Below are 24,182 nucleotides of genomic sequence, written 5' to 3'. Positions count from 1 at the left end.
GGAGAGCTGCCGTTCGACGTTGAATATGCTGGGGTTTGAGCAGGGTTGTCATGTTCTTGCGGGGCATTGGAGAAGCGATCTCAGGGTGCTTTCAGGCTGTTTTGGGTGATGTTGTGTTTGTTTTGCAAGCGTTTGAGGTCGGGGCTGACACGCAGCGCTTGACCATAGGCCTTTGCCGCCAATGCCAGATACAAATCGCCCATGTTCTCCAATGCCAAAGCGTAATCGGGGCGGGCTCGGATGGCGGCGTTCAAGGCGGCCAATGCTTCTTCATGACGGTTTTCTCGTGCAAGCAAGGCTGCCAGATTGTTATGAGGTTCGGGCAGCTCAGGAAATGACAAAGTCAAGGCCCTCAAAGTGTCTGCGGCATCACTGAATTGGCCCATACCGGTCTGGATGTGACTTTTGAGCAATCGCATTTGCGGGTCTGTGGGGGCGGTTTTCAGACGCTCGTCAGCCAACAGTTGTGCCGCCTTCCACTGACCTGCCTGCACCAGGGCATTGACTTCAGTGTAGATGTCTGCTTTCGCGCCCGAGCTCAAGGCCCAGAGGGTGCAAAAAGCCATCAAAGTCAGCCAGGTTCGCATGCAATCCCGAAAAAAGTGTGGTTGTAGAGTTCACCGTCGTTCGAGTTCGAAAAACTGATTCGAAAGTGCTTCCGCCGCCTAGGCGCGGGGATATACTGATCGGTCATTGTAGCGGAGCACGTGTTTCATTCGGGGGCATAAATTCATAGCCAACGTTGAATGGGCAGGATTTTCCGGGACCCTTGAAGATGCAACATTGGATGCTTTAGAAATGCACACTTCGCGAGCCCTTGCGGCTTTCATGTCCGCCATTTGATTTTTTTCATTCATGAGTTTGCGCATTTTCAACACGCTCAGTCGTGCTGTTTCCGAGTTTTCACCCGCCGAGCCCGGCCATGTGCGCATGTACGTCTGTGGCATGACGGTCTATGACCTGTGCCATCTGGGCCATGCCCGCTCGATGATTGCCTTTGACGTGGTGCAGCGTTGGCTCAAGGCCAGTGGCTACCAGGTCACTTATGTGCGCAATGTGACCGACATCGATGACAAAATCATCAAACGCGCTCTGGACAACGGAGAAACCATCCGCGGTTTGACCGACCGCATGATCGATGCCTTGCACCAAGACGCCGACGCCCTGGGCATTGAGCGCCCCCAGCACGAGCCTCGGGCGACTGACTACGTGCCCCAAATGCTGAGCATGATCGGCACGCTGGAGCAAAAAGGCCTGGCTTACCGCGCGGGCAATGGCGACGTGAACTATTCGGTGCGCAAGTTTTCGGGCTACGGCAAGTTGTCGGGCAAGTCGCTGGACGAATTGAACGCCGGTGAGCGCGTGGCCGTGGAAACCGACAAGCAAGACCCGCTCGATTTTGTGCTTTGGAAGAGCGCCAAACCCACCGAGCCCGAAGACGTCAAATGGGCCAGCCCCTTTGGCACGGGCCGCCCTGGTTGGCACATCGAGTGCTCGGCCATGGCATGTGCGCTGCTGGGCCAGACTTTTGACATCCATGGCGGCGGGGCCGATTTGCAGTTTCCGCACCACGAAAACGAAATTGCCCAGAGCGAAGGTGCCAACGAGCAGCCTCTGGCGCGCTTTTGGATGCACAACGGCTTCATCAATGTGGACAACGAGAAGATGTCCAAGAGCTTGGGCAACTTCTTCACCATCCGAGATGTGCTCAAAGAGTTTGACGCTGAGACCGTGCGCTTTTTCATCGTGCGCAGCCACTACCGCAGCTCGCTCAATTACAGCGATGTGCACCTGAACGACGCCAAAGGGGCCCTGAAGCGCCTGTACACCGCACTGCAAACTGTGCCGGCCGCTGACGTGGAGCTGGATTGGGCTGAACCCATGGCCGCGCGATTTAAGGCCGCCATGGACGAAGACTTTGGCACGCCCGAAGCGGTGGCCGTGTTGTTCGAATTGGCAAGCGAAGTCAACCGCAATGGCTCCGCCGAGCGTGCGGGTTTGCTCAAGGCTTTGGGGGGCTTGCTGGGTTTGCTGCAAACCGACCCCACGGTTTACTTGCAAGCGGGTGCAGGTTTGGACGATGCCGCCATTCAGACCCAGATCCAGGCCCGGGCAGATGCCAAAAAGGCCAAGAATTTTGCCGAGGCTGACCGTATACGCGATGATTTACTGGCCCAGGGCATTGTGCTCAAGGACTCGGCCGACGGCACGACCTGGGAGGTTGCTGCGTGAGTGCAACGACGCCCACTGTATCGCCCGTGACGCCCACTTATTGGGCACTGGCCTGCGCGCACCTGGCCAAAAAAGACCGGGTCATGAAAAAGTTGATTGCCCAGTTTGGCGATGCCACCCTTCAAACCCGGGGTGATGCCTTTGTGACCTTGGCACGTTCCATCGTGGGTCAGCAAATTTCGGTCAAGGCCGCCCAGTCGGTGTGGGACCGTTTTGCAGGCTTGCCCAAGCGCATGACGCCAGCAGCCGTCCTCAAGCTTAAAGTTGACGACATGCGCTCGGCGGGTTTGTCCTCCCGCAAGGTGGAATATCTGGTTGACTTGGCGGTGCACTTCAGCTCGGGCGCGGTTCACGTGCAGGCCTGGCAAGAGATGGACGACGAGGCCATCATTGATCAGTTGGTGGGCATCCGGGGCATTGGCCGCTGGACGGCCGAGATGTTTTTGATCTTTCACCTGATGCGGCCCAATGTGCTGCCGCTCGATGATGTGGGCCTGATCAACGGCATCAGCCGCAACTATTTTTCGGGCGAACCCGTCAGCCGCAGCGATGCCCGAGAGGTTGCACAAGCTTGGAGTCCCTACGCCACCGTGGCAACTTGGTATATTTGGCGCTCGCTGGACCCTGTGCCGGTGGCGTATTGAGAGGTGGACAAGCCGTCCACCCGCTGATGAACAGAGGAGTCAAACTTGGCCAAAAAATCATTTCTCGACTTTGAGCAACCTGTTGCCGAACTCGAAGCCAAGATCGAAGAGCTGCGCTATGTGCAGTCTGAATCGGCGGTGGACATCACCCTCGAAATCGACCAGTTGAGCAAAAAAAGCCAGCAACTGACCAAAGACATTTACAGCGACCTGACCCCCTGGCAGGTCACCAAAATCTCGCGTCACCCAGAGCGGCCTTATACGCTGGATTACATCCACGGCATCTTCACCGACTTTGTGGAGATGCACGGTGATCGCCACTTTGCTGATGATTTGTCGATTGTGGGTGGCTTGGCCCGCTTCAATGGCCAGGCTTGTATGGTCATTGGCCAGCAAAAAGGCCGTGACACCAAAGAGCGCACCCTGCGCAACTTCGGCATGAGCAAGCCCGAGGGCTACCGCAAAGCCCTGCGCCTGATGAAAACCGCCGAAAAATTCAAGTTGCCTGTTTTCACATTTGTGGACACGCCTGGCGCTTACCCAGGCATCGATGCCGAAGAACGCGGCCAATCCGAAGCCATTGGTCGCAATATTTTTGAGATGGCCCAGCTTGAGGTGCCCATCATCACCACCATCATTGGCGAGGGCGGCTCCGGCGGCGCCTTGGCCATTTCGGTGGCTGACCAGGTCTTGATGTTGCAGTATTCCGTTTACTCGGTCATCAGCCCCGAGGGTTGTGCCTCCATCTTGTGGAAGAGCAGCGAAAAGGCCGAAGTCGCGGCCGATGCCTTGGGCATCACGGCACACCGATTGAAAGCCCTCGGCTTGGTGGACAAAATCGTGACCGAGCCCGTGGGCGGTGCCCATCGGGATACCGAACAAATGGTGGCCTTTCTCAAGCGCGCACTGGGTGACGCGTGGCGCCAAGTCGGTGACCTCAAGCCCAAAGAGCTGATCGAGCGCCGTTATGAGCGCCTTAACAGCTACGGCCAATTCACCGACACCAAAGTCAGCAAGTAAACCGCACGGCTGATCCGCCAAAGCTTTACCAATGGCGCTTGACCCCCAACAGGCCCTGGCTGCTTTCAGCCCGGGCCTTCCTTTTGCAGTGGCCTACAGCGCCGGGGCTGATTCCACCGCCTTGTTGCTGGCCTGTGCTCGGCGTTGGCCAGGGCAGGTGAGGGCAATTCACATTCATCATGGCCTGCAAGACGCGGCCGATGTCTTCGAGTCTCACGCCCGTACCTTCTGTGCCTTGTTACAGGTTCCGCTGGTTGTGCGCCACGTCCACGCGGCGCACGCGCCAGGCCAAAGCCCTGAGGATGCGGCCCGACAGGCCCGCTACAGTGCCTTGGCGCAGGCCGTGCAAACCGAATGGCCCGAGGTGCAGGACATCGCCCTGGCGCAGCACTCCGATGACCAGGTCGAGACGCTGCTGATTGCCTTGTCCCGAGGTGCCGGTTTGCCGGGCTTGGCCAGCATGCCTGCGCATTGGCAGCGGCTGGGGCTGCGCTGGCACAGACCATGGCTGACTGTGCACGGCGCAGCTGTGCGCCAGTGGTTGTTGGATCAAGCACCAGAGACTGACTTCACACCCTGCTGGATCGAAGACCCCTCCAACGCCTGTGAACAATTCACCCGCAACCGCATCCGGTCCCGCGTAATGCCCGCTTTGGCGCAGGCCTTGCCTGGTTTTCGGGACACTTTTGCGCGCAGCGCAGCCCATGCCGCTCAGGCGCAAGAGGTGCTCAATGAAGTCGCGGCTCAAGATCTGACACAGATCGGTGTGCCCCCGCGCATTCAGGCCGTGCAGCAACTGAGCTCGGCACGCCAGGCACTGGTTTTGCGCCACTGGCTGCGCGTGCACCACCACACCACGCCGAGCACTGCCCAACTCAACGAATTGCTCCAGCAAATTGCAAACTGCACCACCCGTGGCCACCATCTACACCTCAAGTCAGGGTTGGGCACTGTTCGGCGCCAAGGCGCGTTCTTGGTCTGGTCTGCGACCTGAAAACACCTGCCTGCATGGCATGCGCAGCCCAGACAGTCCTGTCTCTTGTGGTCGTGGGTCATGAAGCCCTTGTTACAATTATGGGCTTTGCTGAAAGTCATTTCAGCGCTGTTTTTCATTCACAGAACTCTCACATGGCTTTGATCGTTCACAAATACGGCGGCACCTCGATGGGCTCGACCGAGCGCATCCGCAATGTCGCCAAGCGCGTGGCCAAATGGGCGCGCGCTGGCCACCAGATCGTGGTGGTCCCCAGCGCCATGAGCGGCGAAACCAACCGTTTGCTCGGCTTGGCCAAAGAACTGGCCCCCGCCAAACCCGGCAATGATTACAGCCGCGAACTCGATATGCTGGCATCGACCGGCGAGCAAGCTTCGTCGGCCCTGCTGGCCATTGCCCTGCAATCCGAAGGCCAGCCCTCGGTCAGCTATGCAGGTTGGCAAGTGGCCATCAAAACCAACAGCGCTTTCACCAAGGCGCGCATCGAATCGATCGACGACGAGCGCGTGCGCGGCGACCTGAAGGCGGGCAAAGTGGTCATCATCACGGGCTTTCAGGGCGTCGACAACGAGGGCAACATCACCACGCTGGGTCGCGGCGGTTCGGACACTTCGGCCGTGGCCGTGGCTGCCGCGATGAAAGCCGATGAATGCCTGATCTTCACCGACGTGGACGGTGTCTACACCACCGACCCTCGTGTGGTGCCCGAAGCGCGCCGCCTGAAGACTGTGAGCTTTGAAGAAATGCTCGAGATGGCGTCGCTCGGCTCCAAGGTCTTGCAAATCCGCTCGGTCGAATTTGCAGGCAAGTACAAAGTGCCCATGCGCGTGCTGTCCAGCTTCACGCCTTGGGACATCGACATCCACGAAGAAGCCGCATCCGGCACCCTGATCACTTTTGAGGAAGACGAACAAATGGAACAAGCCGTCGTTTCAGGCATCGCATTCAACCGCGACGAAGCCAAAATCTCCGTGGTGGGCGTGCCCGACAAGCCGGGTATTGCGTACCAAATTCTGGGCGCCGTGGCCGATGCCAACATCGAAGTGGATGTGATCATCCAGAACCTGAGCAAAGACGGTAAAACCGACTTCAGCTTCACCGTGCACCGCAACGACTACGCCAAGACCATCGACTTGCTCAAGGAAAAAGTACTGCCTTCATTGGGCGCAGCTGAAGTCATGGGCGACGCCAAGATTTGCAAGGTCTCCATTGTGGGCATCGGCATGCGTAGCCATGTGGGCGTGGCCAGCAAGATGTTCCGCAGCTTGAGCGAAGAGGGCATCAACATTCAGATGATCTCGACTTCCGAAATCAAGACATCGGTGGTGATCGACGAGAAATACATGGAATTGGCTGTACGCGCCCTGCACAAAGCCTTCGACCTGGACCAAGCCTAAGTTATAATTTGATACACTGGAAACGTGACCGAGTGGCCGAAGGTGCTCCCCTGCTAAGGGAGTATGGGGTGTAGAGCCTCATCGAGGGTTCGAATCCCTCCGTTTCCGCCAAGACTATTTCGAACTGATTCCAAGTCGTTCGAACAATTTACAACCCGTTCGGGGCCTCCTTGGGTGCGCTCCTAGATCACTTTCCGGATCAGACAGGCTTCTTCATAGGCCTCAATGTCTTTGAGCCGGTACAAGACCTTCCCCACGATCTTCAAGTACTGCGGGCCCTCGCCGACGGTGCGCCAGCGCTGAAGGCGTGCGACTGAACACACCCAACGATCGGCGAGCATTATTTCGGTCAGGAGTTGGCGGGCAGGTTCGGCTGGGACCTCTGGAACCAGGAGTTGGGGCTCGAACTTGGGTTCGAAGGCAGCGGTTTTGGCGATGCCACTGGACAGGGCGTCCAGCACGTCGCCTATTTTTTCAGCCCGTGGGTTCGAAGGCGTGGTTTGGTTAGTAGCCATGGCTTGCTCCTTGATGCCTATATGCAGTGGTTTCATATAGGTTCATACCGGTTGGCTAGGTTTTTTTTCTCAGCGAGCTAGCATTGAGGGAAATCGCCCCATCAAGTTGGTTATGCCAAAAACTGAATTTGAACCGTACCGATAGCACGCGGTTTTATGCGATGCTGCACACCAGTATGAGCCCGAAAAATGGTCTCAAGAATGCCAGTGGCGGTTAGGCGCGTTCTAAAGTTCTCACTGAGCTTGAATCCAGCGGGTCTTTAGCTGGGTACTTTGATAAAAAAGATGCTTACCGAGGCTAAACACTACCAAGCGATTCAAGCTCAATGCACAGGCGAACCATCTGAGCTTACAAATCAATATTCCAAATTTTTCTTGTTGCCTTGTACCGCTTCGCGAAAAGCTTTGGTGATGAGCCCAGTAGTCGTACTCGCAAAATAGCGTGCTCCCCAAGATGCATAACGGTCTTCTTCTTCGGGTGTCAAAGCCAAAATGCCAGGACATTTGCCAGCTGCGGCGACTGCTTTCAGCGTGCTTTCAATAGCCGCTTGAACAGCTGGTTCGCTCCAGCGGTTCTCACATCCCATGCTGTGCGCCAGGTCATTGGGGCCGACGAACACACTGTCAACGCCTGGCACAGCGGCAATCGCAGCGGCATTGGCCACGGCTTGCGGTGTCTCGATCATCACGATCAAAGCAATGCCATCGTTACTACGTTGTGTATGGCTGGGCCCGCCAAACGCGCCGTATCCTGCAGCGCGACTGCTAAAAGCACTGCCTCTCGCACCACGAATGCCTGAGCTATGGGGTGGCAAAGTGTATTTCACGCGTTGCACTAAAGCCGCAGCATGTTCTGGGGTATTGACCATCGGAATCTTCAATCCACCTGCCCCAGCATCTAGGATGCGAGGAATGTCATGCTCTAAGCAGCGCACAGCCATGGGAATACCGCTGGCACGACCTGCACGCAGCATGTTTTCTGTCACCTCAAGATCTGCGATTCCGTGTTCATTGTCCAAAACCACGAAGTCAAATCCTGCGTAAGCGCACATTTCGACAATCGCAGGTGAGGCAAGTCCATTGAAAACACCTCGCAAAGTTTTGCCGCTGTGCAGGGCCTCTTTCAAACGGGTGTCGAGTGGATGAATTCCATGTGTTGTCATGACCAGAGATCCTGAGATGCCATGGCTGCACCTTCGGCCATGGACTTGAGTTTCGCGAAACCAATAGAGGGGTGAATTGCGCCATAACCAGCAAACGTGCCAAAACCACAATCTGTTCCGGCCATGATTCTTTCGCGCCCAACAATGTTGGCATATGTCAACAGTCTTTGCGCAATTAAGCGCGGATGCTCAATGAAGTTGTTGACGGAGTCCAGTACACCAGGGCATAAAATTTTATTGTCTGGCAATTGCCCTTTTTTCTGAGCATCCGCCCAGACTTCCCATTCATGGGCATGGCGCGGATTAGCGCCTTCAAACAAAATGGTTGCAGGTTTAGCTTTGCAAACCAAGCCAATGATACGTTTGAGTTCGATGTCATGATGATGAGGCCCCTCGTAGTTGCCCCAGCAAATATGCATTCGCACACGCTCTGCGGGCACGTTGCGCAAAGCATGATTAAGGGCCTCAACCTGCTGCTCAGCAGCGGTCATGAACTCAGTATCACTTGCGTCACGAAACCGGATGTGCCGGCCCATCGCCAAGTCAGGGGCATCGATTTGCAACTCCAAACCGGAAGCCACAATAGCTTCATATTCTGCTGCCATGGCATCAGCCAATGCGCTCAGATACTTTTCGTGATTGGCGTAGTATTGATTCGGTTGAAAAACGGCGATCACACCGGGTGAGGCGCTGTTCATGAAGCCTCGTTCAACGCCTGACGCTTGACATGCTGCTTTGAGGTTGTCGATGTCCTTATGCAGGCCACTTAAGTCTTTGACGGCAATTGGGCCAGTACAAATAGGTCTGTGGTATTTGGGCGTAGCGCCTAATTTGGCGAGTCGCTCTTTAAAGTCAGGAAAATCATCGAGGTCTTTAGGGGTTGCGCGGGGCATTTCGCCAATTTCAAAACCTGTCAGCCTATGCCGGATATAGGTCGCGTAACTGATTTTGCTCATCTCGCCGTCGCTCACGACGTCGACACCTGAGTCCTTCTGCTTTGTCACTACGTTGAGCACCTCAGCTTTCATGAGTTTGTCGAACTGCTGCTCGTTGTAATTCAGACCGCTGTCTTGGGCGAAGAGTTGCTCCACAACTGCTTCAGGCCTGGGCAGACTGCCCACCAGGGTTGTCAATATGCGATTGGTATTATTCATCGTTGTGACCTATCAGTAAATCTTTTCATGGCGACATATCCATTGGCATCGATTGAATAGCCTGCTCGACCTGCGGCATCCACCACTTCAGGTACCCATTGGATTATTTTGCGCGAATCACCTGGCGTCATCACCAGCACCGCAACAGGAACATCACCGACATTACGGAGACATCGCCATACTTCGCCTGGCATTGCAAAACTGTCCCAAGCATCAGAATGTCCGTGAGCAATGCACAAGGGATCAGTTGCAATCATTTGAGCTGTGGTTTGAACATCAGAGGAGACATGAATTGCCAGCGACCCCTGATAGATGGACAGCACCTGCTTTTCTGAAAGAGTATGGGCTGCTACATGCCCCCCTGGAGGTATTCGTAACCATTCGATGGAAAATCCATGAGCATTGTGAATCGGCGCGCAGTGAGATCTTGATTGACTCATTCCCAAGCCAATCACAGGGGCCATTTGAGCGCCACCAGCATCAGCAACAGCATCCAAAAGCGCGTCCGACTGCCAGTCCAATTCGGAATGGCGCACCACTCGCTGTTTCATTGCCTCAATCGGCCAATGCTTCAGTTGACTGATTTCCGTATTGGTCATCGGTTGCAGTCGCTTCATGGAGCTCGAATTCCAGATTTGCCCTGAATTCTCATCAATGATCCTGTAATCCTCCGTCAGGTGGACACCATGAGCGCGAGCTGCCTGCAATGTTTGCGGTCCCCACAAAATACCGCCTGTGTCATCTTGGCCCAAGGCCGTGAACATGAAACCCTCATCCTCCCCCACATTTTGAAATCCTCGATAAATCCAGGTTGGGACACTCGCAATGTCACCGGGACCAAGGCGCGCCTTCAAGGGCTCTGGATTAAAGCCCCATTGAAGATCCCATTGGCCCTTGGTACACATGAATACTTCTGCGGTGAAATGCATGTGAGGTGGGTTGATTTTCCCCGGTGGCATTGAAACACCCCCTACTTGAAATCCGTGCTTTTCACGCAGACTGACCGGTTGGTTAGGATTTTGAGAAACACCGGGCCCTATCAGAGCGTAATTTTTCTTAGGTGAGCATTCAGGAATACAGTAATCGATGAAAGCCTCTGTGGAGTATTCAAGGCTTGAGAAAGGTATGAACCGATTTTTTAATTGTGAAGGAGTCTGCATGAGTTTCTTTGAGAGTTGGTGCACAGTCTGCGAATTCAACGGCCAAGTGTTGATCGGATTCTTTCCCCGGATTCATTGTCAAACCAGTAAAGCCGTGAAGTGTCAATGCGCACACCCACACGGTCGCCGAACTTGAGCCTGAGGTTCTTGTCGCCCTTGACTGCCACCCCGGCTTGCCCAAACTTGAAGGTGATCATGGTCGAGTCACCCATCAACTCAAAGGCATAAATCTCTGCTGAAAAGTTAGCCTCCTCGTTGGAGACCATCTGCATGTCTTCAGCGCGAATGCCCATGGTGAGTGCGCCCTGCCTCGGTGCAGTAACCTTGATTGGGACACCGTTTTCAGCCGTGACTGCGCCGCCTTGCGCATTGACAGCCAACAAATTCATGGCAGGGCTTCCAATGAAACCAGCAACATAAAGGTTGACTGGATCGTTGTAGATTTCTTCCGGCGAGGCAAGTTGCATGATGACCCCGTCCTTCATGATCGCCACCCGGTTCGCCAGCGTCATGGCCTCCACTTGGTCGTGCGTCACATAGATGGTGGTGACTTGCAACTCGTAGGCCAGGTGCTTGATTTCAGCCCGCATGGCAACGCGCAGTTTGGCATCCAGGTTGCTCAAGGGCTCATCCATCAGGAACACTTTTGGGGTACGCACAATGCTGCGTGCCAATGCCACCCGTTGACGTTGTCCACCAGACAACTCGCGTGGGCGGCGGTGCAGATACGGGTCCAATTCAACCCGGCCCGCTGCCTTACGCACTGCGGCCTCACGGTCAGCGGTACTGACGCCACGCAGCTTCAGCGGGTAGGCAATGTTCTCAGCCACGGTCATGTGGGGGTAAAGGCCATAGTTCTGGAACACCATAGCCACGTCGCGCTGCTGGGTTGGTATCTCGTTAATACGTTTGCCGTCAAAGGCAATCTCGCCATGGCTGGCCTGCTCAAGCCCGGCCACCATGCGCATGGTGGTGGTTTTGCCGCAGCCTGAAGGACCCAACAAAACAAGGAATTCCTGGTCGTCGATGTCCAGGTTGAGGTCACGCACCACATGAGTGGTACCAAAGGTTTTGTGCAGACCGCGAAGTGAAATTTGTGTCATGGGGATTTCCGACTGGAACTTACCGCACTGAGCCAGCGGTCAGGCTCTGAATGAATTGCTTTTGTACAAGCAGGGAGATGATGAACATGGGTGCCGTGATGAGAATGCCCCCGGCCGCCATCAGCTCCCAAAGGTCGCCGCGCTCGGTTCTGAAACCGATCAGGCCAATGGGCAGGGTGAGCGCATCCTGCTTGCTGATGATGAGGGCGAAGAGGAACTCGTTCCACGTGAGTGTGAAACTGAAAACGGCCGCGGTGATGATGCCGGGCAGTGCTGCCGGCACGACGATCTCCCAAATCACACGTGCGCGGTGCGCACCGTCCACCATGGCCGATTCTTCAATTTCAAGCGGTACCGCGTCGATGAAACCCTTCATCATCCAAACCGCATAAGGCAACACGATGGACATGTTGACCAGCACCAGGGCGGTGCGGGTATCCAACAAACCGAACTGTTTGAACATCAGGAAGTAGGGCAACACGATGACTGCGGCGGGAATGAATTGCGATGCAATAACGATCAAAAAAATAGTCCGCTTGAAACGAAAATCAAACCGGGAAAAAGCATACGCAGCCATGGTGGCCATGGGTATCGCCAGCAACACGGTGCCCCCCGCAACAGCGAAGCTGTTGATGATCTTGGAGCCCAGGTTCCAGGGGTGTTGGAACACTGTGTAAAAGTTCTCGAGGGTCGGCGTGAAGATGAAAGCCGTGTCCAACGTGTAAACATCTCGCGGCAATTTGAACGCCGTAAGGGTGATCCAGGCAATCGGCAGCAGGATGGCGCAAATGCCAATGAACACCAGCAGTTGCCTTAGCCAGTGGCGAACCACCTCATCTGCAGGAGATCGATAGCCGGTGATGAGGGACGGGGATTGAATAGTTGATGCAGTCATCATGTCTTATCGGGTTTTCGAAAAAATCAGCCGCAGGTAAAAACCCGCCATGACCAGCAACACCGCGGTAAGCAAATAGGCTGAAGCTGCGGCGTACCCCATGTCGTAATAGTTGAAGCCTTGTTCGTAAACAAAATACGCCAGCGTCTTGGTGGAGTTGCCCGGGCCACCATTGGTCAGTGTGTAAATGGTGTCGAACGCCTTGAGGGCAAACACGGTTTTGAGAACCAGGATCACGCTAACGACGGGCAAAAGCTGCGGCCAAGTGATGTCGCGAAAAACAGCCCAACTGGAGGCTCCGTCAATGCGGGCGGCCTCTTGGGTTTCGCCAGGAATGGATGCGAGGCCGCCCAGCATGACCAGCATCATGTAGGGTGCCCAGTGCCACACATCAGACACCACAAGAGCCGCCATCGACAATGTGGAGTCGGCCAGCCAAACCGTGTCTTTCATGGCCGGCACCAGCCAGCCAACTGCATACGCCAAAACACCGTACTCGGCATTCAGGAAGAACCGGAATGAAATGCCGATCAAGGCCGGGCTCATGACAAATGGCAGGATCAACAATGTGCGAGCCAAAGAATTGAGCCGACCGGCTCGGTGCAATAACAACGCACCTGCAAGGGCCACAGCCACGGTGATCAACACATCAGCCGCGATGAAAATGCCCGTGACCTGGATGGCTTCAAAAAAGTCCGGGTCATCGGTGAGCAGGTTGGTGTAATTCGAAATGCCGACAAAGTCACCTGCTGTGTTGCTCTTGGCCAGTTTCCACTCCCGGAAACTCAGGATCAGCGAGTATCCGAGCGGGAAAAAGGCCATGGCACCCACGAACAGCAGTGCGGGTGCCAGCAGCACCCAGTGAACAGGAACGCGCATTCGGCTCATCACGCACGCATGGCTTTGCGTACACGGGCCGCTGCACCATCCAGCGTTGGCTTGACCTGTGCTTTGCCTGAGGCCAGCTCACTGATGCTGGCCTCCAGAATGTCGCTGACCTGAGGCCATTGCGAAAACAGCGGTGTGCCCTTGGCACCCTTGAGTGCCTGTGCCGCAAAGACATGCATGCCTTTGTAGCGCACATTCACATCCGCATCGAGCAGGTTTTTGGTCTGCATCGCCACAACTTCGTTCATGCTCTTGTCCAGCAAGACACCCCGTTCAATTTCAGGGTTGGAAAGCCAGGTCAGGTACTCCATGGCGGCTGCCTTTTTCTTGGAGTGCTTATTGATGCCGTAAAACCAGGTGTTGGTGTACGTGGTGTTTGGCTTACCGGGCATGCTTGGTAAGGGCGCAAATGCAACCTGCTCGGGTTTGAGGGTCGATACCTTGGGGTCAACCAGACTGGCATAGCGCCACCACCAAACCGGCACCATGGCGCTTTTGCCCTGGGCCATAGAGTTCACCGCGTCCGTTTCGTTGAATGACGCAGACGCCGCTGGCGCTGCCTTGTGCTTGAGCATGACGTCGATGTAGGCTTGCGTAGCGGCAATACCGGCCGGGCTGTTGAAGGCGGGCTGGCCTTTAGCATCCAGCAGATCGCCGCCGCCACCCCACAGGTAGTTGAACCAGATCATCAGGTTTTGGCCTGCTGTCTTGCCGTAGTACATGGCCACGCCGGACAGGTCTGTTTTCGAGGAAATCAGCTTGCCCTGCTCAACCATCTCATCCCATGTGTTGGGTGCCTTCAAGCCCAGCTTGTCAAAAATGTCCTTGCGGTAGAACATCAACTGGACATGCCCACGGATAGGGAAGCCAAGAATGTTTTTACCATTGCCGTTGCCGTCGCGAGAGGCTCTTACGTGGGCATAGGGGTAGCGCGACTCGATATCAATCTTCTTCTCAGCGAGCATGCCGTTGAGGGGTTCAAACAGGTTGTAGAGCGACGGTCCCCAGACATCCATGGTGCTGAGCACGTCGTATTGGGAGCTTTGTCCTACCAGCTCGGCGGTGAGCTTCTCGCGGGTGTTGGCGAACGGCACATATTGGTACTTGACCTTGATTCCCGTAAGCGCTTCAAACTCTGCCAACCTGGCCTCGTGGGCTTTGAACTGGGGCGCAACAACCGTCAACAAATTGACTTCAGTTCCTGCGTAGGGCTTGCCCGGTTTCAGAGCGCCCGTGCCCTGGGCCAGCGCCCAAGGAGCCATGGCACCACCAATACCAGCTGCGGTGGCTTGAAGAATTCCGCGACGTTTCATGATTTTCTCCTTAGGGTTGAATTCGAATTCACAAACTTGATAAAATTTATTTTCAAATTACACTTTAGAAGCTGATTTACATCAATAACTTTTCGGGAATACCCTGATATGAATTCGATTTCAAAATGAGGAGAAAGTTTAATTCTCCAACCTCCTACGACGTGGCGCGCCACGCGGGGGTATCGCAGGCGGTGGTATCGCGCGCCTTTCAGGCTGACTCGCCGATTTCGGCAGTTGCGCGGGCACGGGTTCTAGCTTCTGCAACTGAGCTGGGCTACCAACCCAATGCAGTGGCCCGCAGCCTGATTACGAAGCGCTCCGGGCTGGCAGGCGTGTTGCTGACAGAGGCGACGCAGCGGGATACGCCTGAGGTGTTGATCTTGCTCGACCAATCCTTGCTGCAGCAGGGCTTTCATCCTTTGCTTTTCCCGTGCACCCATGAACTGGAGGGCAGCGCTGCTTTAGACAAAGCCCTGGCGTTTGGCGTTGACGGAATTTTGTCCTGTGTAGGCTTGCCGGTTGCTGCTCTCGCACGAGCGCATTTACGCCAGCGCCCGGTCGTCTTTTTCAACCGGCACAGCCCGGACCCCAAGACGCTGAGTGTGGTCTGTGACCACGCGAGCGCTGCCCGTTTGCTGGCCTCACGCCTGTTTGCAGCGGGCCACCGTCGATTTGCCGTAGTCACTGGCCCTGTCGAGGCGCCGGTGTCGTCCGAGCGCGTCAACAATTTCCTTGCTCGACTGGCGGAATTGGGGGTCAAAAAGGTCCAGAAATTTGAGGGGGACTACCACTACGAATCAGGTCATGCGGCAGGCATTAAGTTGCTTGGCCCGTCCAAGGCGAATCCGGACAGCAAGCGGCCCGAGGTCATTTTTTGCGCCAACGACGCTATGGCCTTAGGAGTGCTGGATGCTGCTCGATTTGGGCTGATGATGCGCGTGCCCACAGATGTTTCTGTGGTTGGGTTTGACGACATCCCGGCTGGCCGCCGACCTGCCTATTTGCTCTCTACCGTGCGCCAACCCACTGAAGACATGGCAAGCGCTGCATGCCTGATGTTTCGTCAGAGTGTGGATGAAATGAATGTGGCACATCCCCAATTACTCATGCCTGGTACCTTGATAGAGCGCGGTTCAGCCCAGTTGTTGCCGCAGGCGCAAGTGCTTTAGTTGGCTGCGCCTTGGGTGTGCAGCCAGCCTTGCAAAGCCTTACCCAAAGATGTTGGCGCTTCCAGCGGAACGAAATGGCCGACGCGAGGCAATTCGATCCAGTGCGCCCGGGGCTGCGCTTCAACCAATTCTCTCTGCCAGGGTGGTGGGCAAAGCCGGTCCTTGGCACCGCTCACCACCAACACCGGGCCCGCAAAAGCGGCTAACACGGCGTGCCCATCGGGGCGATGCGCCGCCCAATCAAACTGGGCAAACGCCGCGCTGCGAGGTGTACGTAAGGCCATGTCTTGCACCAAGTTCGCGTGGCGCTGGCGCGAAATTTCGTGGTGAAAATAGTTGGGCAAAACAAGGCTAGAGACTTTGACTGGACCTGCGCTGAACCAGAGGTTCTTCAAGGTTTTACTTTTGCGGTGGCCAACTTTGCTACCCGCTCGGGCATTGCTTGCAATCAGGGCGATGCGTTCAACACGCACAGGTGCGCGTCGCAGCAGCTCAAGCGCCAAAAGCCCACCCAGCGAAAACCCTGCCATCGAAAAGTGTTCCGGTAGCTGCCCAAGCAATTTATTGCACAGCGCATCCGTATCGCTATAGTTTTGCAAGTCTGCAACCTGCACATTTACGACCTTCTTCAGCCGCCACTTCAAAGCATTGAAAATCCTCCCATCGCAAAGAGTGCCTGGCAGCAAAAGAAGCGTTGGTTTCATGCGGAGCCTTGGAAATTTTGAAAAAATCGTGCCTTGTTGAACTCGCGCATGCGGGCCAGTACACCCACTCCAATCTGCTTGTAGACGTTCAACCAGTCGACCAGAAACCAGTTCTCACGAATCAGGCTGCTTTCGCAACGCCAGAAATCCAAGCTGCGCATTGTGAGCTTCTGACTCGCTGGTGCAATGCCCATCGATTCGTCGCCCGAGGTGGAGTTTTCCAGTCTCGCCTCCATCCGCATGGTTGTCGTCTTGCCGGAGCCCGACGGGCCCAGTAGCATAAGAAACTCACCATCAGCAATATCCAGTGACATGCGTTTGACGCCAACCGCGTCACCCCATTGTTTGACGATTTTCTTGAGTTCAATGCGTGCCACGGTGAAGTCTTGAGGCGTGAATAGGCTAGCGATGAAGTCAGTTGGCAGGCGGCGCTGCGGCATTTAGGATCTGCATCCAGATCGCTACATCATCCAACAGAACCCATTGCCGAATCACGCGTCCATCTCGGAATTCGGCATGCACAATTCCGAGCAGTTCAATTTCCTGTGCGCTATCTTTTCCATAGCGAGCAACTGAGTAGTCACGATGGCTATGAGCATTCTTTGATTGCAAATAGTTGCCAATGGCCCTGAATCGCATCGCCACCCGGTCGGGCTTGCCACTTTGGGCGGCATCACTTTGCCATGCCAAGTGTTCGAGGGCGTAACTATTAATGGTAAAGCCACCAAACACACTGTGCCAGAACTCGCTGATTTCGGTGTGGCCATAGGCGGTTTGCTCGCCTGGACCAATGCTTTGGGCCGCATCGTCATAGGTGGTTTCGACCTGGGTTCCACCCATCACAAAACCTTGCACACTTAACGCAAACTGTTGCGCATGCTCGTTATTTTCAACGTGCGGTACGTAGCCGGCTGGTGGCAGACCGGCTGATGGCTTGTGCCATCCGCCGCGCTGCTTCAGCCAACTTTCAGCCAAGGCTCGCGGTGTGGTGCCGATTTGCAGGGCAATGGCGGCATGGTCTCGCACCAGCCATTCGTGAATGATGCGGTTGTCTTTGCAAACGCAATCGGCAATCGTGCGCGCGTGTACTTTGCGACCCGTGGCCTTGCCAAAACTTCCGTCGCTGAAGTGGGTCATGGGGGAGATGATCCGGTGCGAACTCAAGTACCCACCCTGGGCATCCCCTGACTGGATGACATCTTCGGCCAACAGGCGGCGGTCCGGAAACATGGCCAGCGTGGCGAGTGTCCCTGCGATCACATCGTCTATGGAGGTAGAAACACTCAGGGTGGTTTCGACGATGCACGGATCACTGTAGTAGAGCCTGATATCGTCAATGCGCCTTTTTTCCCAGATCCGATCCGTGATGACCCGGATGTAGTGGTCCAGATTCTTGAACTCCGTTTGAAACCCGCGCATGGCTCCAGACTGCCAAAACGTCCGAGACTCAATGGCTGCAGGAGTGACAAGCGGATTCATCTTTTCCCTTTCAGGGAGTTTCTTCGCAGCGTCGAGCCGCGCACCACCAGACGCGCTGGCAGCACCACAGAACTGCTTTTTACTTCACCATCAATTTGGTTCAACAGGAGCTGCGTGGTGGCCTCAATCATGGCGTCGGCATCTTGCTCAACCGAGGTCAACTGGTAAGAGCCCCAGGCCGCCTGCCGAACGTTATCAAAGCCGACCACACTCAAGTCAAGAGGAATACGAAGCCCAAGCTCGATGCGCAAGGTGTCCATCACGGCAATCGCCATGTGGTCATTGGCGACAAAAAGGGCATCCGGGCGGTTTAATGATGAGCCTGCGAACAAGTGCCTGGCAGCAGTCTTGGCTTGTTCAAAATCATAGTTGCCCACTGCCCGGGCGAAACAGCGGCGCCCATGCTCTGCCAGACAGTCCAGAAAGCCACGTTCGCGGTCCAGATTGGTGGAGGTGTCCTCGGTTCCCGCGATGAACGCGATGCGTTCATGCCCAGTCTCCACGAGGTGACGTGCGATAAGCCGACCACCTTCGTAGTTATCGCTTGTGACCGAGCTGCAGTTCTGGCTTTCGCGCGCCGTGCGGTTGAACAACACCACCGGAATTCCGGCCTCGGAACACCGCAAGGCAAGGGCACTGGAAAGCGATATTGATGCCAGCACTAGGCCGTCCACCTGATATTGAAGAATGTCGGACAAAACCGTATCGACATCGCGGGTATCGGCAATAAAGAGCAACACGTGGTACCCATCACGCTGGAGTCTTTGCGAGATCTTTTCGAGAACCACCGGGTAGAAATGGTTGTCCAAATAAGACATGACCACGGCAATCATGTGGCTGCGCCGCGTGATAAGGCTGCGCGCGATGGCATTGGGCCGGTAGCCTAGTTTGCGGGCAGCGTCCTCCACTTTGGCTCGTGTCACTTCGGACACGCTGGCGCCAGGCGTGTAGGTCCGGCTCACGGCAGACTGAGACACCTGGGCCAGGCGGGCAACGTCAAGAGAGGTGACTGCGACCATGATGAACCTTTACCGTGCCGTCCAGCCACCATCAACCATCAGCGCAGACCCCGTCACCAGCGTGCTGGCATCCGAGGCCAGAAACACCAAGGCCCCCATGATTTCTTCCAGTTGTCCTACCCGGCCAAAGGCCGTGCCGGACTCGGCAAAGGCGCGGAATTGGGGGTCGGCGAGCATGGGCGCGGTCATGGGAGTTTCGATGAACGTCGGGCACACGGTATTGACCCGAATTCGATGAGCCCCCAGTTCCCAAGCCAAAGCTTTCGTCATGCCCTCCAGCGCGTGCTTGCTGGCGCAATACAGACTGCGCTTGGGACCACCCACATGACCCATCTGGCTAGACACCGTAATGATGGTGCCGCCGCGATCCTCAGCAATCATGCCGCGTGCCACCTCGCGGGTGACGAACATGGTGGCGCGAACATTCAGCCCCATGACACTGTCATAGTCAGTGTCATGCATGTCGGTGATCAGTGACGGGCGGTTGGTGCCAGCGTTGTTGACCAGAATGTCGAATGGCCCGTTTTGCTCGATGTAAGCCTTTACAGCGGCGGCATCGGACACATCGAGTTGGCCCGGCGTCGCCTTCCCGCCATTAGCCCGGATGTCCAAGCAGGCTGCCTCGACCTCGCCCGCTGAGCGCGCCACCAGAAACACATGCGCACCGGCCTGGGCCAGCGCATGAGATGCGGCCGAGCCAATGCCACGACCGGCTCCGGTGACCAGCGCGGTTCGTCCGTCAAGACGGAATGACGGTGTGCGCAGGTGTGGGGTGCGGTGGGTGGCGGCATTCATGGCAGTGCTGGCACCGGTTGGTACCAGGGCACCTCGGCGCGCGTGCCGTAACGCCGCACCCGCAGGTTGGCCTGCTCGCCGTGCCCGGCGAAGTTCTCCATGTGGCACAGGCGCGAGCAGTATTCACCCACCATGGCAGATGCTTCGTTGGTCAACACCGTTTGGTACGTACAAGTCTTGAGGAATTTTCCAACCCACAAGCCGCCGGTGTAGCGTGCGTTCTTGTTGGTTGGCAGCGTGTGGTTGGTGCCGATGCATTTGTCACCAAAACTCACATTGGTACGCGGCCCCAGAAACAACGCGCCGTAGTTGGTCATGTTGGTCAAGAAGTAGTCTGGGTCGCGGGTCATCACCTGCACGTGTTCAGAGGCGATCTCATCGGCCTTGGCCAACATCTCTTCATAGCTGTCGCAGACGATGACTTCACCATAGATGTCCCACGCCTTCGCCGCGATGGCTGCGGTGGGTAGTATCTTGAGCTGGCGCTCAATTTCGGCCATGGTATCGTGGGCCAGCTTCTCCGAGTTGGTCAGCAGTACAGATGGGGAGGTGGGGCCGTGCTCGGCCTGCCCCAGCAGGTCCACAGCGCACATTTCCCCATCTACTGTTTCATCGGCAATCACAAGCGTCTCTGTGGGTCCTGCGAACAAGTCAATGCCTACGCGACCATACAACTGGCGCTTGGCTTCGGCCACAAACATGTTGCCCGGACCGACCAGCATGTCGACTGCCTCGACCGACTGCGTGCCAATGGCCATCGCTGCCACGGCCTGCACGCCGCCAAGAACCAGAATTTGGTCTGCGCCAGCGAAATGCATGGCCGCCACAATGGCAGGGTGGGGCGCGCCCTCAAACGGGGGGGCGGTGGATACCACGCGCTTGACGCCAGCCACTTTGGCCGTGAGCACACTCATGTGGGCCGAAGCAATGAGCGGGTACTTGCCGCCGGGCACATAGCAGCCTGCTGCGTTTACCGGGATGTGGCGGTGGCCAAGCACTACGCCGGGCATGGTTTCAACTTCAACGTCTTTCATGCTGTCGCGCTGGATCTGCGCGAAGTTGCGGATTTGCTTTTGGGCAAACTGAATGTCTTCCAATTCGCGGGGGGACAGCTTCTTGACGGCTGCTTCTATGTCGCCCTGTGCAAGCGTGAAGCTGGACGGGTCCCAGTTGTCGAACTTGCGGCTGTACTCGCGCACGGCCTCGTCACCGCGCTGCTCAACATCTTTCAAGATGCGCTCCACCGTGGCGCGCACTTGCACATCGTCATCGGCACGGCCTTGGGCATCTTTTCCGCGTTTGAGGTATCTGATCATCTTTGGTTGAACCTTTGCTGAGTTAATGGGGGGGGGTGCTTGGGATTCAATTGTCAATGAATTGCATACGTATGCAATTTTGCATCCGGGAAATCTATTTCAAATAGGTATTTTCCCGAGTATTAATGGGCCGGGCGTCGCCCAAACTGGCTGCGTACACGCGCCAGCACGTCCACGTCAATCTGCAGAAGAACGTTGAGAATATCGATAGGCACCCAGTTCTCGCGGATCAGTCCGGCATCTGCGTTGTAAAAATCCATCACCCGCATGGTGACCGCCCGGTCAGTGGCGCCCAGACCAAGCCAAGCACCGCCCTGGTGCAGCATGTGACGGCTTGGCCAGCCGCCGGTGGCAGAAAACGCCTGCTGGATCACGTCGTGAACATCAAGCAGCATCGTGGTCTGCACGATCTAGCCGTCCACCATCTGGTGGAATTCCCATAACTAGTGTAGATCGCCTGGTCAGTGGCCGGAATGCCGTGCCTGTCGCGCCGGAAATTTGCCGCCTGGTGACCGACCAAGCCCACATGGGCGCGCCCCTCGCGTTCGCCACCCATCACGCTCGCGTGCCGGCGCTCCAAGTCAGGGAATGCATGCAATAAGGGCCCCAGACCACCCTCTAGATGGCTTTCACGCCCCGCAACTCGCTCCAGGGATGCGAAGCAAATTGGCATCCCGGTGGTAGATGCTGGTCAGGTTCGCCGACAGCGTCGACGGGCTGGACTCGGCGATAGCGTTTATGGACGAAAAGACGGTGTGTTTGTTGGCAAGATTGTCTGTGTCGGTACCTGTCGCATCCCGGATGATTGCATTGACTCAAAACGGTATCCGCTGTTCATGGCCAGAGAGGTCATGCGGCAGTTGATAGACAATCTTTGCGTCACCTCAGCAGTCCACCCGGAAGCCTTGTCATGATGATTGCCTTGCACAAAAACGCACGTACTACGCCCGCCACCCGTGCGGAGATGGCGGCCAGCACGGAGACTGCTGCCACTTTGGCGTTGCGCTTCGGCGTGAGTGAAGGCACTGTTTACAAGTGGAAGGGTCGAGACAGCTTTCATGACGCGTCCCACACCCCGCACAAGCTTCAAACCACGCTCACACCGGCGCAAGAACAGATCGTGGTCGAACTCAGAAAGACGCTGCTGTTGCCCCTGGATGATTTGTTGGCCGTCAGCCGTGAGTTTCTTTGCCCCCAGGCCACACGCTCGGGTCTGGACCGTTGCTTGCGTCGCCACGGCGTTGGCAACCTCAACGCGCTCAGGCCCAAAGAGCCCACTGAGCCTCATAAAGCCTTCAAAAGCTATGAGCCGGGGTTCATCCACATCGATGTCAAATACCTGCCCCAGATGCCCGACGAGACCAGCAGGCGCTATCTGTTTGTGGCCATCGACCGCGCCACACGCTGGGTGTTTGTGCAGATCAAGAGCCACAAGACGGCAGCGGCAGCCCGAGCGTTTCTCAATGCCCTGCACAAGGCGTGCCCGATCAAGATGCAGAAAATTCTGACCGACAACGGCAAGGAGTTCACTGACAGGTTGTTTGCCAGCCGTGAGCGCCAGGCCACGGGCAACCATGAGTTTGATCAACTGTGCCAAGCCTTGAACATTGAACACCGCCTGACCAAACCACGCACGCCGCGCACCAATGGCATGGTCGAGCGCTTCAACGGGCGTATCGCTGACGTGCTCAAGACACACCGATTCACCAGCGGTGAAGATTTGGAGCAAACGCTCATGCGTTACGTGGCTCTGTACAACCATCAGTTACCCCAGTCAGCGCTCAAAAGCAAAACACCGATGAGGGCCATGAAAGACTGGTACGCTTCTCATCCTCATTTGTTTATAAAACGGCCTTACGATCATCCGGGATGCGACACATAGCGATTATCATCTATTTAGTAACTGTATTGATGGAACGAACTACTAGGCATTCAGAACCCATCAATCCGTGGATATCTTCATTATGGGATCCTCTGCACCTATGTCCATCCACCCCCAAAAATTTCTCACGCGAGGTTTATACGAGTTTTGCGTAAAAACAGGGATGTGATTGGACCGGTCAGTCGCTTGATGTTGTTGTCTGAAGGCCGCGCTTGCCGCTTTCGGGTATTTGGTGCCTTTTTTCACGCATTGGCGCCATGCGCCAATGCCCTTGCCTGAATTGTGGCCAAGGTGTTTTCGTCTGGGGCAGACAAGTCCCAGGCCTGCATATGGCTCAGGCTGATGTCGGCCAGGGCCTCGATCCACTGCGCGTGGTTGTTCAGGCAGGGGATGTAGCTGAAGCTTTCGCCCCCAGCGTGCAAGAAGGCTTCTTGCGCCTCTTGTTGAATCTCTTCAAGCGTCTCCAGACAGTCACTGGTAAAGCCAGGGCAGATCACGTCGACTTTTTTCACGCCTTGCTGCGCCATGGCCACCAGCGTGTGCTCGGTGTAGGGTTCCAGCCATTTGGCTTTGCCAAAACGTGACTGAAAAGTCAGCTTGTATTGGTCTTTAGAGAGGCCCAGTGCTTCGGCCAGCAGCCGGCCGGTCTTGATGCATTCGCAGTGGTAGGGGTCGCCCAATTGCAAGGTGCGTTCGGGCACGCCATGGAAACTCATCACCAGTTGCTCTGCCTGCCCGTGGGTGGCCCAGTGGTCGCGCACGGTTTGCGCCAATGCGGCGATGTAGCGCGGGTCGTCGTGGTAGTGGTTGACGAAGCGCATCTCGGGAATGAGCCGGGTTTTCAAGCCCCAGTGGTAAACGGCATCGAACACACTGGCGGTGGTGGTGCCGCTGTATTGAGGGTAAGCGGGCACGATCAGCACGCGCTGAACGCCTTCGGCCTTGAAGGCGCTCAGTTGTTCCGGAATGGAGGGCTGGCCGTAGCGCATGGCGTAACGCACGCTGACGTTGTGGCCGCGCTCTTGCAGTGCCGTGCCCAGCGACTGGGCTTGCTTTTCAGTGAAAACTTTGAGTGGCGAACCACCCTCGGTCCAGATGCTGGCGTATTTGGCGGCCGATTTGGCGGGGCGCACGCGCAAGATGATGCCGTGCAGGATCAGCCACCAGATAGGTTTGGGGATTTCAACCACGCGACTGTCGCCCAAAAATTCAGCCAAATACTTGCGAAGCGCTGGCGCCGTGGGCGCGCTGGGTGTGCCCAAGTTGCAATACAGCACCGCTGTGCGGGCGGCTTGACCATGCTGAAAGGAGGGTTCTTTTTGGAATGCCATGCGGTATTC

The 24,182-nt window shown here is 56.2% G+C and carries 24 protein-coding genes and 1 tRNA gene; 8 read left to right on the top strand and 17 right to left on the bottom strand.

Annotation, left to right across the window (positions count from 1 at the left end; genetic code table 11):
* Window positions 1-80: 80 nt before the first annotated feature.
* Complete coding sequence (locus HEQ17_RS07110; protein ID WP_296292086.1) at window positions 81-566, bottom strand: tetratricopeptide repeat protein; 486 nt, start codon at window positions 564-566, stop codon at window positions 81-83.
* A gap of 289 nt (window positions 567-855) precedes the next feature.
* Between HEQ17_RS07110 and cysS the strand changes: the two genes are divergently transcribed.
* From cysS to HEQ17_RS07080, 6 genes are all read left to right on the top strand, one after another.
* Complete coding sequence (cysS, locus tag HEQ17_RS07105) at window positions 856-2,232, top strand: cysteine--tRNA ligase (RefSeq protein ID WP_296292085.1); 1,377 nt, start codon at window positions 856-858, stop codon at window positions 2,230-2,232.
* Window positions 2,229-2,876, top strand: coding sequence for a DNA-3-methyladenine glycosylase 2 family protein (locus HEQ17_RS07100; RefSeq protein WP_296292084.1), 648 nt, complete (start codon window positions 2,229-2,231; stop codon window positions 2,874-2,876). Before cysS ends, HEQ17_RS07100 begins: the two co-directional genes overlap by 4 nt.
* 45 nt (window positions 2,877-2,921) lie before the next feature.
* Window positions 2,922-3,896, top strand: coding sequence for an acetyl-CoA carboxylase carboxyltransferase subunit alpha (locus HEQ17_RS07095; RefSeq protein ID WP_296292083.1), 975 nt, complete (start codon window positions 2,922-2,924; stop codon window positions 3,894-3,896).
* 31 nt (window positions 3,897-3,927) lie between these two features.
* Window positions 3,928-4,890 (top strand): tRNA lysidine(34) synthetase TilS, encoded by a 963-nt coding sequence (tilS, locus tag HEQ17_RS07090; protein WP_296292082.1) that lies wholly within the window; start codon window positions 3,928-3,930, stop codon window positions 4,888-4,890.
* A 134-nt stretch (window positions 4,891-5,024) separates the two neighbouring features.
* The gene (locus HEQ17_RS07085; protein WP_296292081.1) at window positions 5,025-6,287 is read left to right on the top strand and encodes an aspartate kinase; all 1,263 of its coding nucleotides are present in this window, start codon (window positions 5,025-5,027) and stop codon (window positions 6,285-6,287) included.
* A gap of 18 nt (window positions 6,288-6,305) precedes the next feature.
* Window positions 6,306-6,398, top strand: a tRNA-Ser gene (locus HEQ17_RS07080).
* 71 nt (window positions 6,399-6,469) lie between these two features.
* On the opposite strand, the gene HEQ17_RS07075 is transcribed toward HEQ17_RS07080, so the two are convergent.
* The 8 genes from HEQ17_RS07075 to HEQ17_RS07040 all read right to left on the bottom strand — a co-directional run bounded on the left by HEQ17_RS07075 (window position 6,470) and on the right by HEQ17_RS07040 (window position 14,478).
* Window positions 6,470-6,802 (bottom strand): hypothetical protein, encoded by a 333-nt coding sequence (locus HEQ17_RS07075; RefSeq protein ID WP_296292080.1) that lies wholly within the window; start codon window positions 6,800-6,802, stop codon window positions 6,470-6,472.
* 356 nt (window positions 6,803-7,158) lie between these two features.
* On the bottom strand, window positions 7,159-7,965 hold the full coding sequence (locus HEQ17_RS07070) for an aldolase/citrate lyase family protein (RefSeq protein WP_296292079.1): 807 nt from the start codon (window positions 7,963-7,965) through the stop codon (window positions 7,159-7,161).
* On the bottom strand, window positions 7,962-9,119 hold the full coding sequence (locus HEQ17_RS07065) for a cobalamin-independent methionine synthase II family protein (RefSeq protein WP_296292078.1): 1,158 nt from the start codon (window positions 9,117-9,119) through the stop codon (window positions 7,962-7,964). Before HEQ17_RS07065 ends, HEQ17_RS07070 begins: the two co-directional genes overlap by 4 nt.
* Window positions 9,116-10,279 carry a cupin domain-containing protein gene (locus tag HEQ17_RS07060; RefSeq protein WP_296292077.1) on the bottom strand — a complete coding sequence of 388 codons (1,164 nt, stop codon included), beginning with the start codon at window positions 10,277-10,279 and terminating at the stop codon, window positions 9,116-9,118. The genes HEQ17_RS07065 and HEQ17_RS07060 overlap by 4 nt, the downstream gene beginning before the upstream one ends.
* 35 nt (window positions 10,280-10,314) lie before the next feature.
* The gene (gene ugpC, locus HEQ17_RS07055) at window positions 10,315-11,382 is read right to left on the bottom strand and encodes a sn-glycerol-3-phosphate ABC transporter ATP-binding protein UgpC (protein ID WP_296292076.1); all 1,068 of its coding nucleotides are present in this window, start codon (window positions 11,380-11,382) and stop codon (window positions 10,315-10,317) included.
* A 19-nt stretch (window positions 11,383-11,401) separates the two neighbouring features.
* Window positions 11,402-11,968, bottom strand: coding sequence for a carbohydrate ABC transporter permease (locus HEQ17_RS07050; protein WP_296292075.1), 567 nt, complete (start codon window positions 11,966-11,968; stop codon window positions 11,402-11,404).
* Between the two features lie 315 nt (window positions 11,969-12,283).
* Window positions 12,284-13,156 (bottom strand): carbohydrate ABC transporter permease, encoded by an 873-nt coding sequence (locus HEQ17_RS07045; protein ID WP_296292074.1) that lies wholly within the window; start codon window positions 13,154-13,156, stop codon window positions 12,284-12,286.
* A gap of 8 nt (window positions 13,157-13,164) precedes the next feature.
* Entirely contained in the window at window positions 13,165-14,478 is a 1,314-nt protein-coding gene (locus tag HEQ17_RS07040; RefSeq protein ID WP_296292073.1) for a sugar ABC transporter substrate-binding protein, read from the bottom strand.
* Between the two features lie 125 nt (window positions 14,479-14,603).
* On the opposite strand from HEQ17_RS07040, the gene HEQ17_RS07035 reads away from it, so the two are divergent.
* Window positions 14,604-15,647, top strand: coding sequence for a LacI family DNA-binding transcriptional regulator (locus HEQ17_RS07035; RefSeq protein WP_296292072.1), 1,044 nt, complete (start codon window positions 14,604-14,606; stop codon window positions 15,645-15,647).
* Here the strand turns inward: HEQ17_RS07035 and HEQ17_RS07030 are convergent.
* The 7 genes from HEQ17_RS07030 to HEQ17_RS07000 form a co-directional block, all read right to left on the bottom strand.
* Window positions 15,644-16,246 carry an alpha/beta fold hydrolase gene (locus tag HEQ17_RS07030; RefSeq protein WP_296292071.1) on the bottom strand — a complete coding sequence of 201 codons (603 nt, stop codon included), beginning with the start codon at window positions 16,244-16,246 and terminating at the stop codon, window positions 15,644-15,646. The two genes, HEQ17_RS07035 and HEQ17_RS07030, sit on opposite strands and share 4 nt — an antisense overlap.
* Window positions 16,247-16,347: 101 nt before the next feature.
* On the bottom strand, window positions 16,348-16,791 hold the full coding sequence (locus HEQ17_RS07025) for an ATP-binding cassette domain-containing protein (protein ID WP_296292070.1): 444 nt from the start codon (window positions 16,789-16,791) through the stop codon (window positions 16,348-16,350).
* Window positions 16,766-17,830, bottom strand: coding sequence for an ester cyclase (locus HEQ17_RS07020; RefSeq protein WP_296292069.1), 1,065 nt, complete (start codon window positions 17,828-17,830; stop codon window positions 16,766-16,768). The genes HEQ17_RS07025 and HEQ17_RS07020 overlap by 26 nt, the downstream gene beginning before the upstream one ends.
* The gene (locus HEQ17_RS07015; RefSeq protein ID WP_296292068.1) at window positions 17,827-18,849 is read right to left on the bottom strand and encodes a LacI family DNA-binding transcriptional regulator; all 1,023 of its coding nucleotides are present in this window, start codon (window positions 18,847-18,849) and stop codon (window positions 17,827-17,829) included. The genes HEQ17_RS07020 and HEQ17_RS07015 overlap by 4 nt, the downstream gene beginning before the upstream one ends.
* A gap of 9 nt (window positions 18,850-18,858) precedes the next feature.
* Window positions 18,859-19,644, bottom strand: a complete 786-nt coding sequence (locus HEQ17_RS07010) for an SDR family NAD(P)-dependent oxidoreductase (protein ID WP_296292067.1) — start codon at window positions 19,642-19,644, stop codon at window positions 18,859-18,861.
* Window positions 19,641-20,960: a histidinol dehydrogenase gene (gene hisD, locus HEQ17_RS07005; RefSeq protein WP_296292066.1), complete on the bottom strand. Its 1,320-nt coding sequence runs from the start codon at window positions 20,958-20,960 to the stop codon at window positions 19,641-19,643. Before hisD ends, HEQ17_RS07010 begins: the two co-directional genes overlap by 4 nt.
* A 122-nt stretch (window positions 20,961-21,082) precedes the next feature.
* Complete coding sequence (locus HEQ17_RS07000) at window positions 21,083-21,367, bottom strand: hypothetical protein (RefSeq protein WP_296292065.1); 285 nt, start codon at window positions 21,365-21,367, stop codon at window positions 21,083-21,085.
* 503 nt (window positions 21,368-21,870) lie between these two features.
* Here HEQ17_RS07000 and HEQ17_RS06995 point away from each other — a divergent pair.
* Window positions 21,871-22,842 carry an IS481 family transposase gene (locus HEQ17_RS06995; RefSeq protein ID WP_296292064.1) on the top strand — a complete coding sequence of 324 codons (972 nt, stop codon included), beginning with the start codon at window positions 21,871-21,873 and terminating at the stop codon, window positions 22,840-22,842.
* 242 nt (window positions 22,843-23,084) lie between these two features.
* Here the strand turns inward: HEQ17_RS06995 and hemH are convergent, their stop codons facing one another.
* Complete coding sequence (hemH, locus tag HEQ17_RS06990) at window positions 23,085-24,173, bottom strand: ferrochelatase (protein ID WP_296292063.1); 1,089 nt, start codon at window positions 24,171-24,173, stop codon at window positions 23,085-23,087.
* Between the last annotated feature and the right edge of the window lie 9 nt (window positions 24,174-24,182).

Origin of the sequence: Limnohabitans sp. (assembly GCF_023910625.1) — a bacterium.
Lineage (GTDB): Bacteria > Pseudomonadota > Gammaproteobacteria > Burkholderiales > Burkholderiaceae_C > Limnohabitans_A.
Note: the sequence above shows the minus strand (reverse complement) of the source record. Positions and strands in the feature narration are given on the sequence as shown.

Bases quoted from the DNA above. Each gene is read 5' to 3' on its own strand.
- HEQ17_RS07110 (WP_296292086.1), bottom strand. From the start codon at position 566: ATGGCTTTTTGCACCCTCTGGGCCTTGAGCTCGGGCGCGAAAGCAGAC.
- cysS (WP_296292085.1), top strand. From the start codon at position 856: ATGAGTTTGCGCATTTTCAACACGCTCAGTCGTGCTGTTTCCGAGTTT.
- tilS (WP_296292082.1), top strand. From the start codon at position 3,928: ATGGCGCTTGACCCCCAACAGGCCCTGGCTGCTTTCAGCCCGGGCCTT.
- HEQ17_RS07085 (WP_296292081.1), top strand. From the start codon at position 5,025: ATGGCTTTGATCGTTCACAAATACGGCGGCACCTCGATGGGCTCGACC.
- HEQ17_RS07075 (WP_296292080.1), bottom strand. From the start codon at position 6,802: ATGGCTACTAACCAAACCACGCCTTCGAACCCACGGGCTGAAAAAATA.
- HEQ17_RS07070 (WP_296292079.1), bottom strand. From the start codon at position 7,965: ATGACAACACATGGAATTCATCCACTCGACACCCGTTTGAAAGAGGCC.
- HEQ17_RS07065 (WP_296292078.1), bottom strand. From the start codon at position 9,119: ATGAATAATACCAATCGCATATTGACAACCCTGGTGGGCAGTCTGCCC.
- HEQ17_RS07060 (WP_296292077.1), bottom strand. From the start codon at position 10,279: ATGCAGACTCCTTCACAATTAAAAAATCGGTTCATACCTTTCTCAAGC.
- ugpC (WP_296292076.1), bottom strand. From the start codon at position 11,382: ATGACACAAATTTCACTTCGCGGTCTGCACAAAACCTTTGGTACCACT.
- HEQ17_RS07050 (WP_296292075.1), bottom strand. From the start codon at position 11,968: ATGGCCACCATGGCTGCGTATGCTTTTTCCCGGTTTGATTTTCGTTTC.
- HEQ17_RS07045 (WP_296292074.1), bottom strand. From the start codon at position 13,156: ATGCGCGTTCCTGTTCACTGGGTGCTGCTGGCACCCGCACTGCTGTTC.
- HEQ17_RS07040 (WP_296292073.1), bottom strand. From the start codon at position 14,478: ATGAAACGTCGCGGAATTCTTCAAGCCACCGCAGCTGGTATTGGTGGT.
- HEQ17_RS07035 (WP_296292072.1), top strand. From the start codon at position 14,604: ATGAGGAGAAAGTTTAATTCTCCAACCTCCTACGACGTGGCGCGCCAC.
- HEQ17_RS07025 (WP_296292070.1), bottom strand. From the start codon at position 16,791: ATGCCGCAGCGCCGCCTGCCAACTGACTTCATCGCTAGCCTATTCACG.
- HEQ17_RS07020 (WP_296292069.1), bottom strand. From the start codon at position 17,830: ATGAATCCGCTTGTCACTCCTGCAGCCATTGAGTCTCGGACGTTTTGG.
- HEQ17_RS07015 (WP_296292068.1), bottom strand. From the start codon at position 18,849: ATGGTCGCAGTCACCTCTCTTGACGTTGCCCGCCTGGCCCAGGTGTCT.
- HEQ17_RS07010 (WP_296292067.1), bottom strand. From the start codon at position 19,644: ATGAATGCCGCCACCCACCGCACCCCACACCTGCGCACACCGTCATTC.
- hisD (WP_296292066.1), bottom strand. From the start codon at position 20,960: ATGATCAGATACCTCAAACGCGGAAAAGATGCCCAAGGCCGTGCCGAT.
- HEQ17_RS06995 (WP_296292064.1), top strand. From the start codon at position 21,871: ATGATGATTGCCTTGCACAAAAACGCACGTACTACGCCCGCCACCCGT.
- hemH (WP_296292063.1), bottom strand. From the start codon at position 24,173: ATGGCATTCCAAAAAGAACCCTCCTTTCAGCATGGTCAAGCCGCCCGC.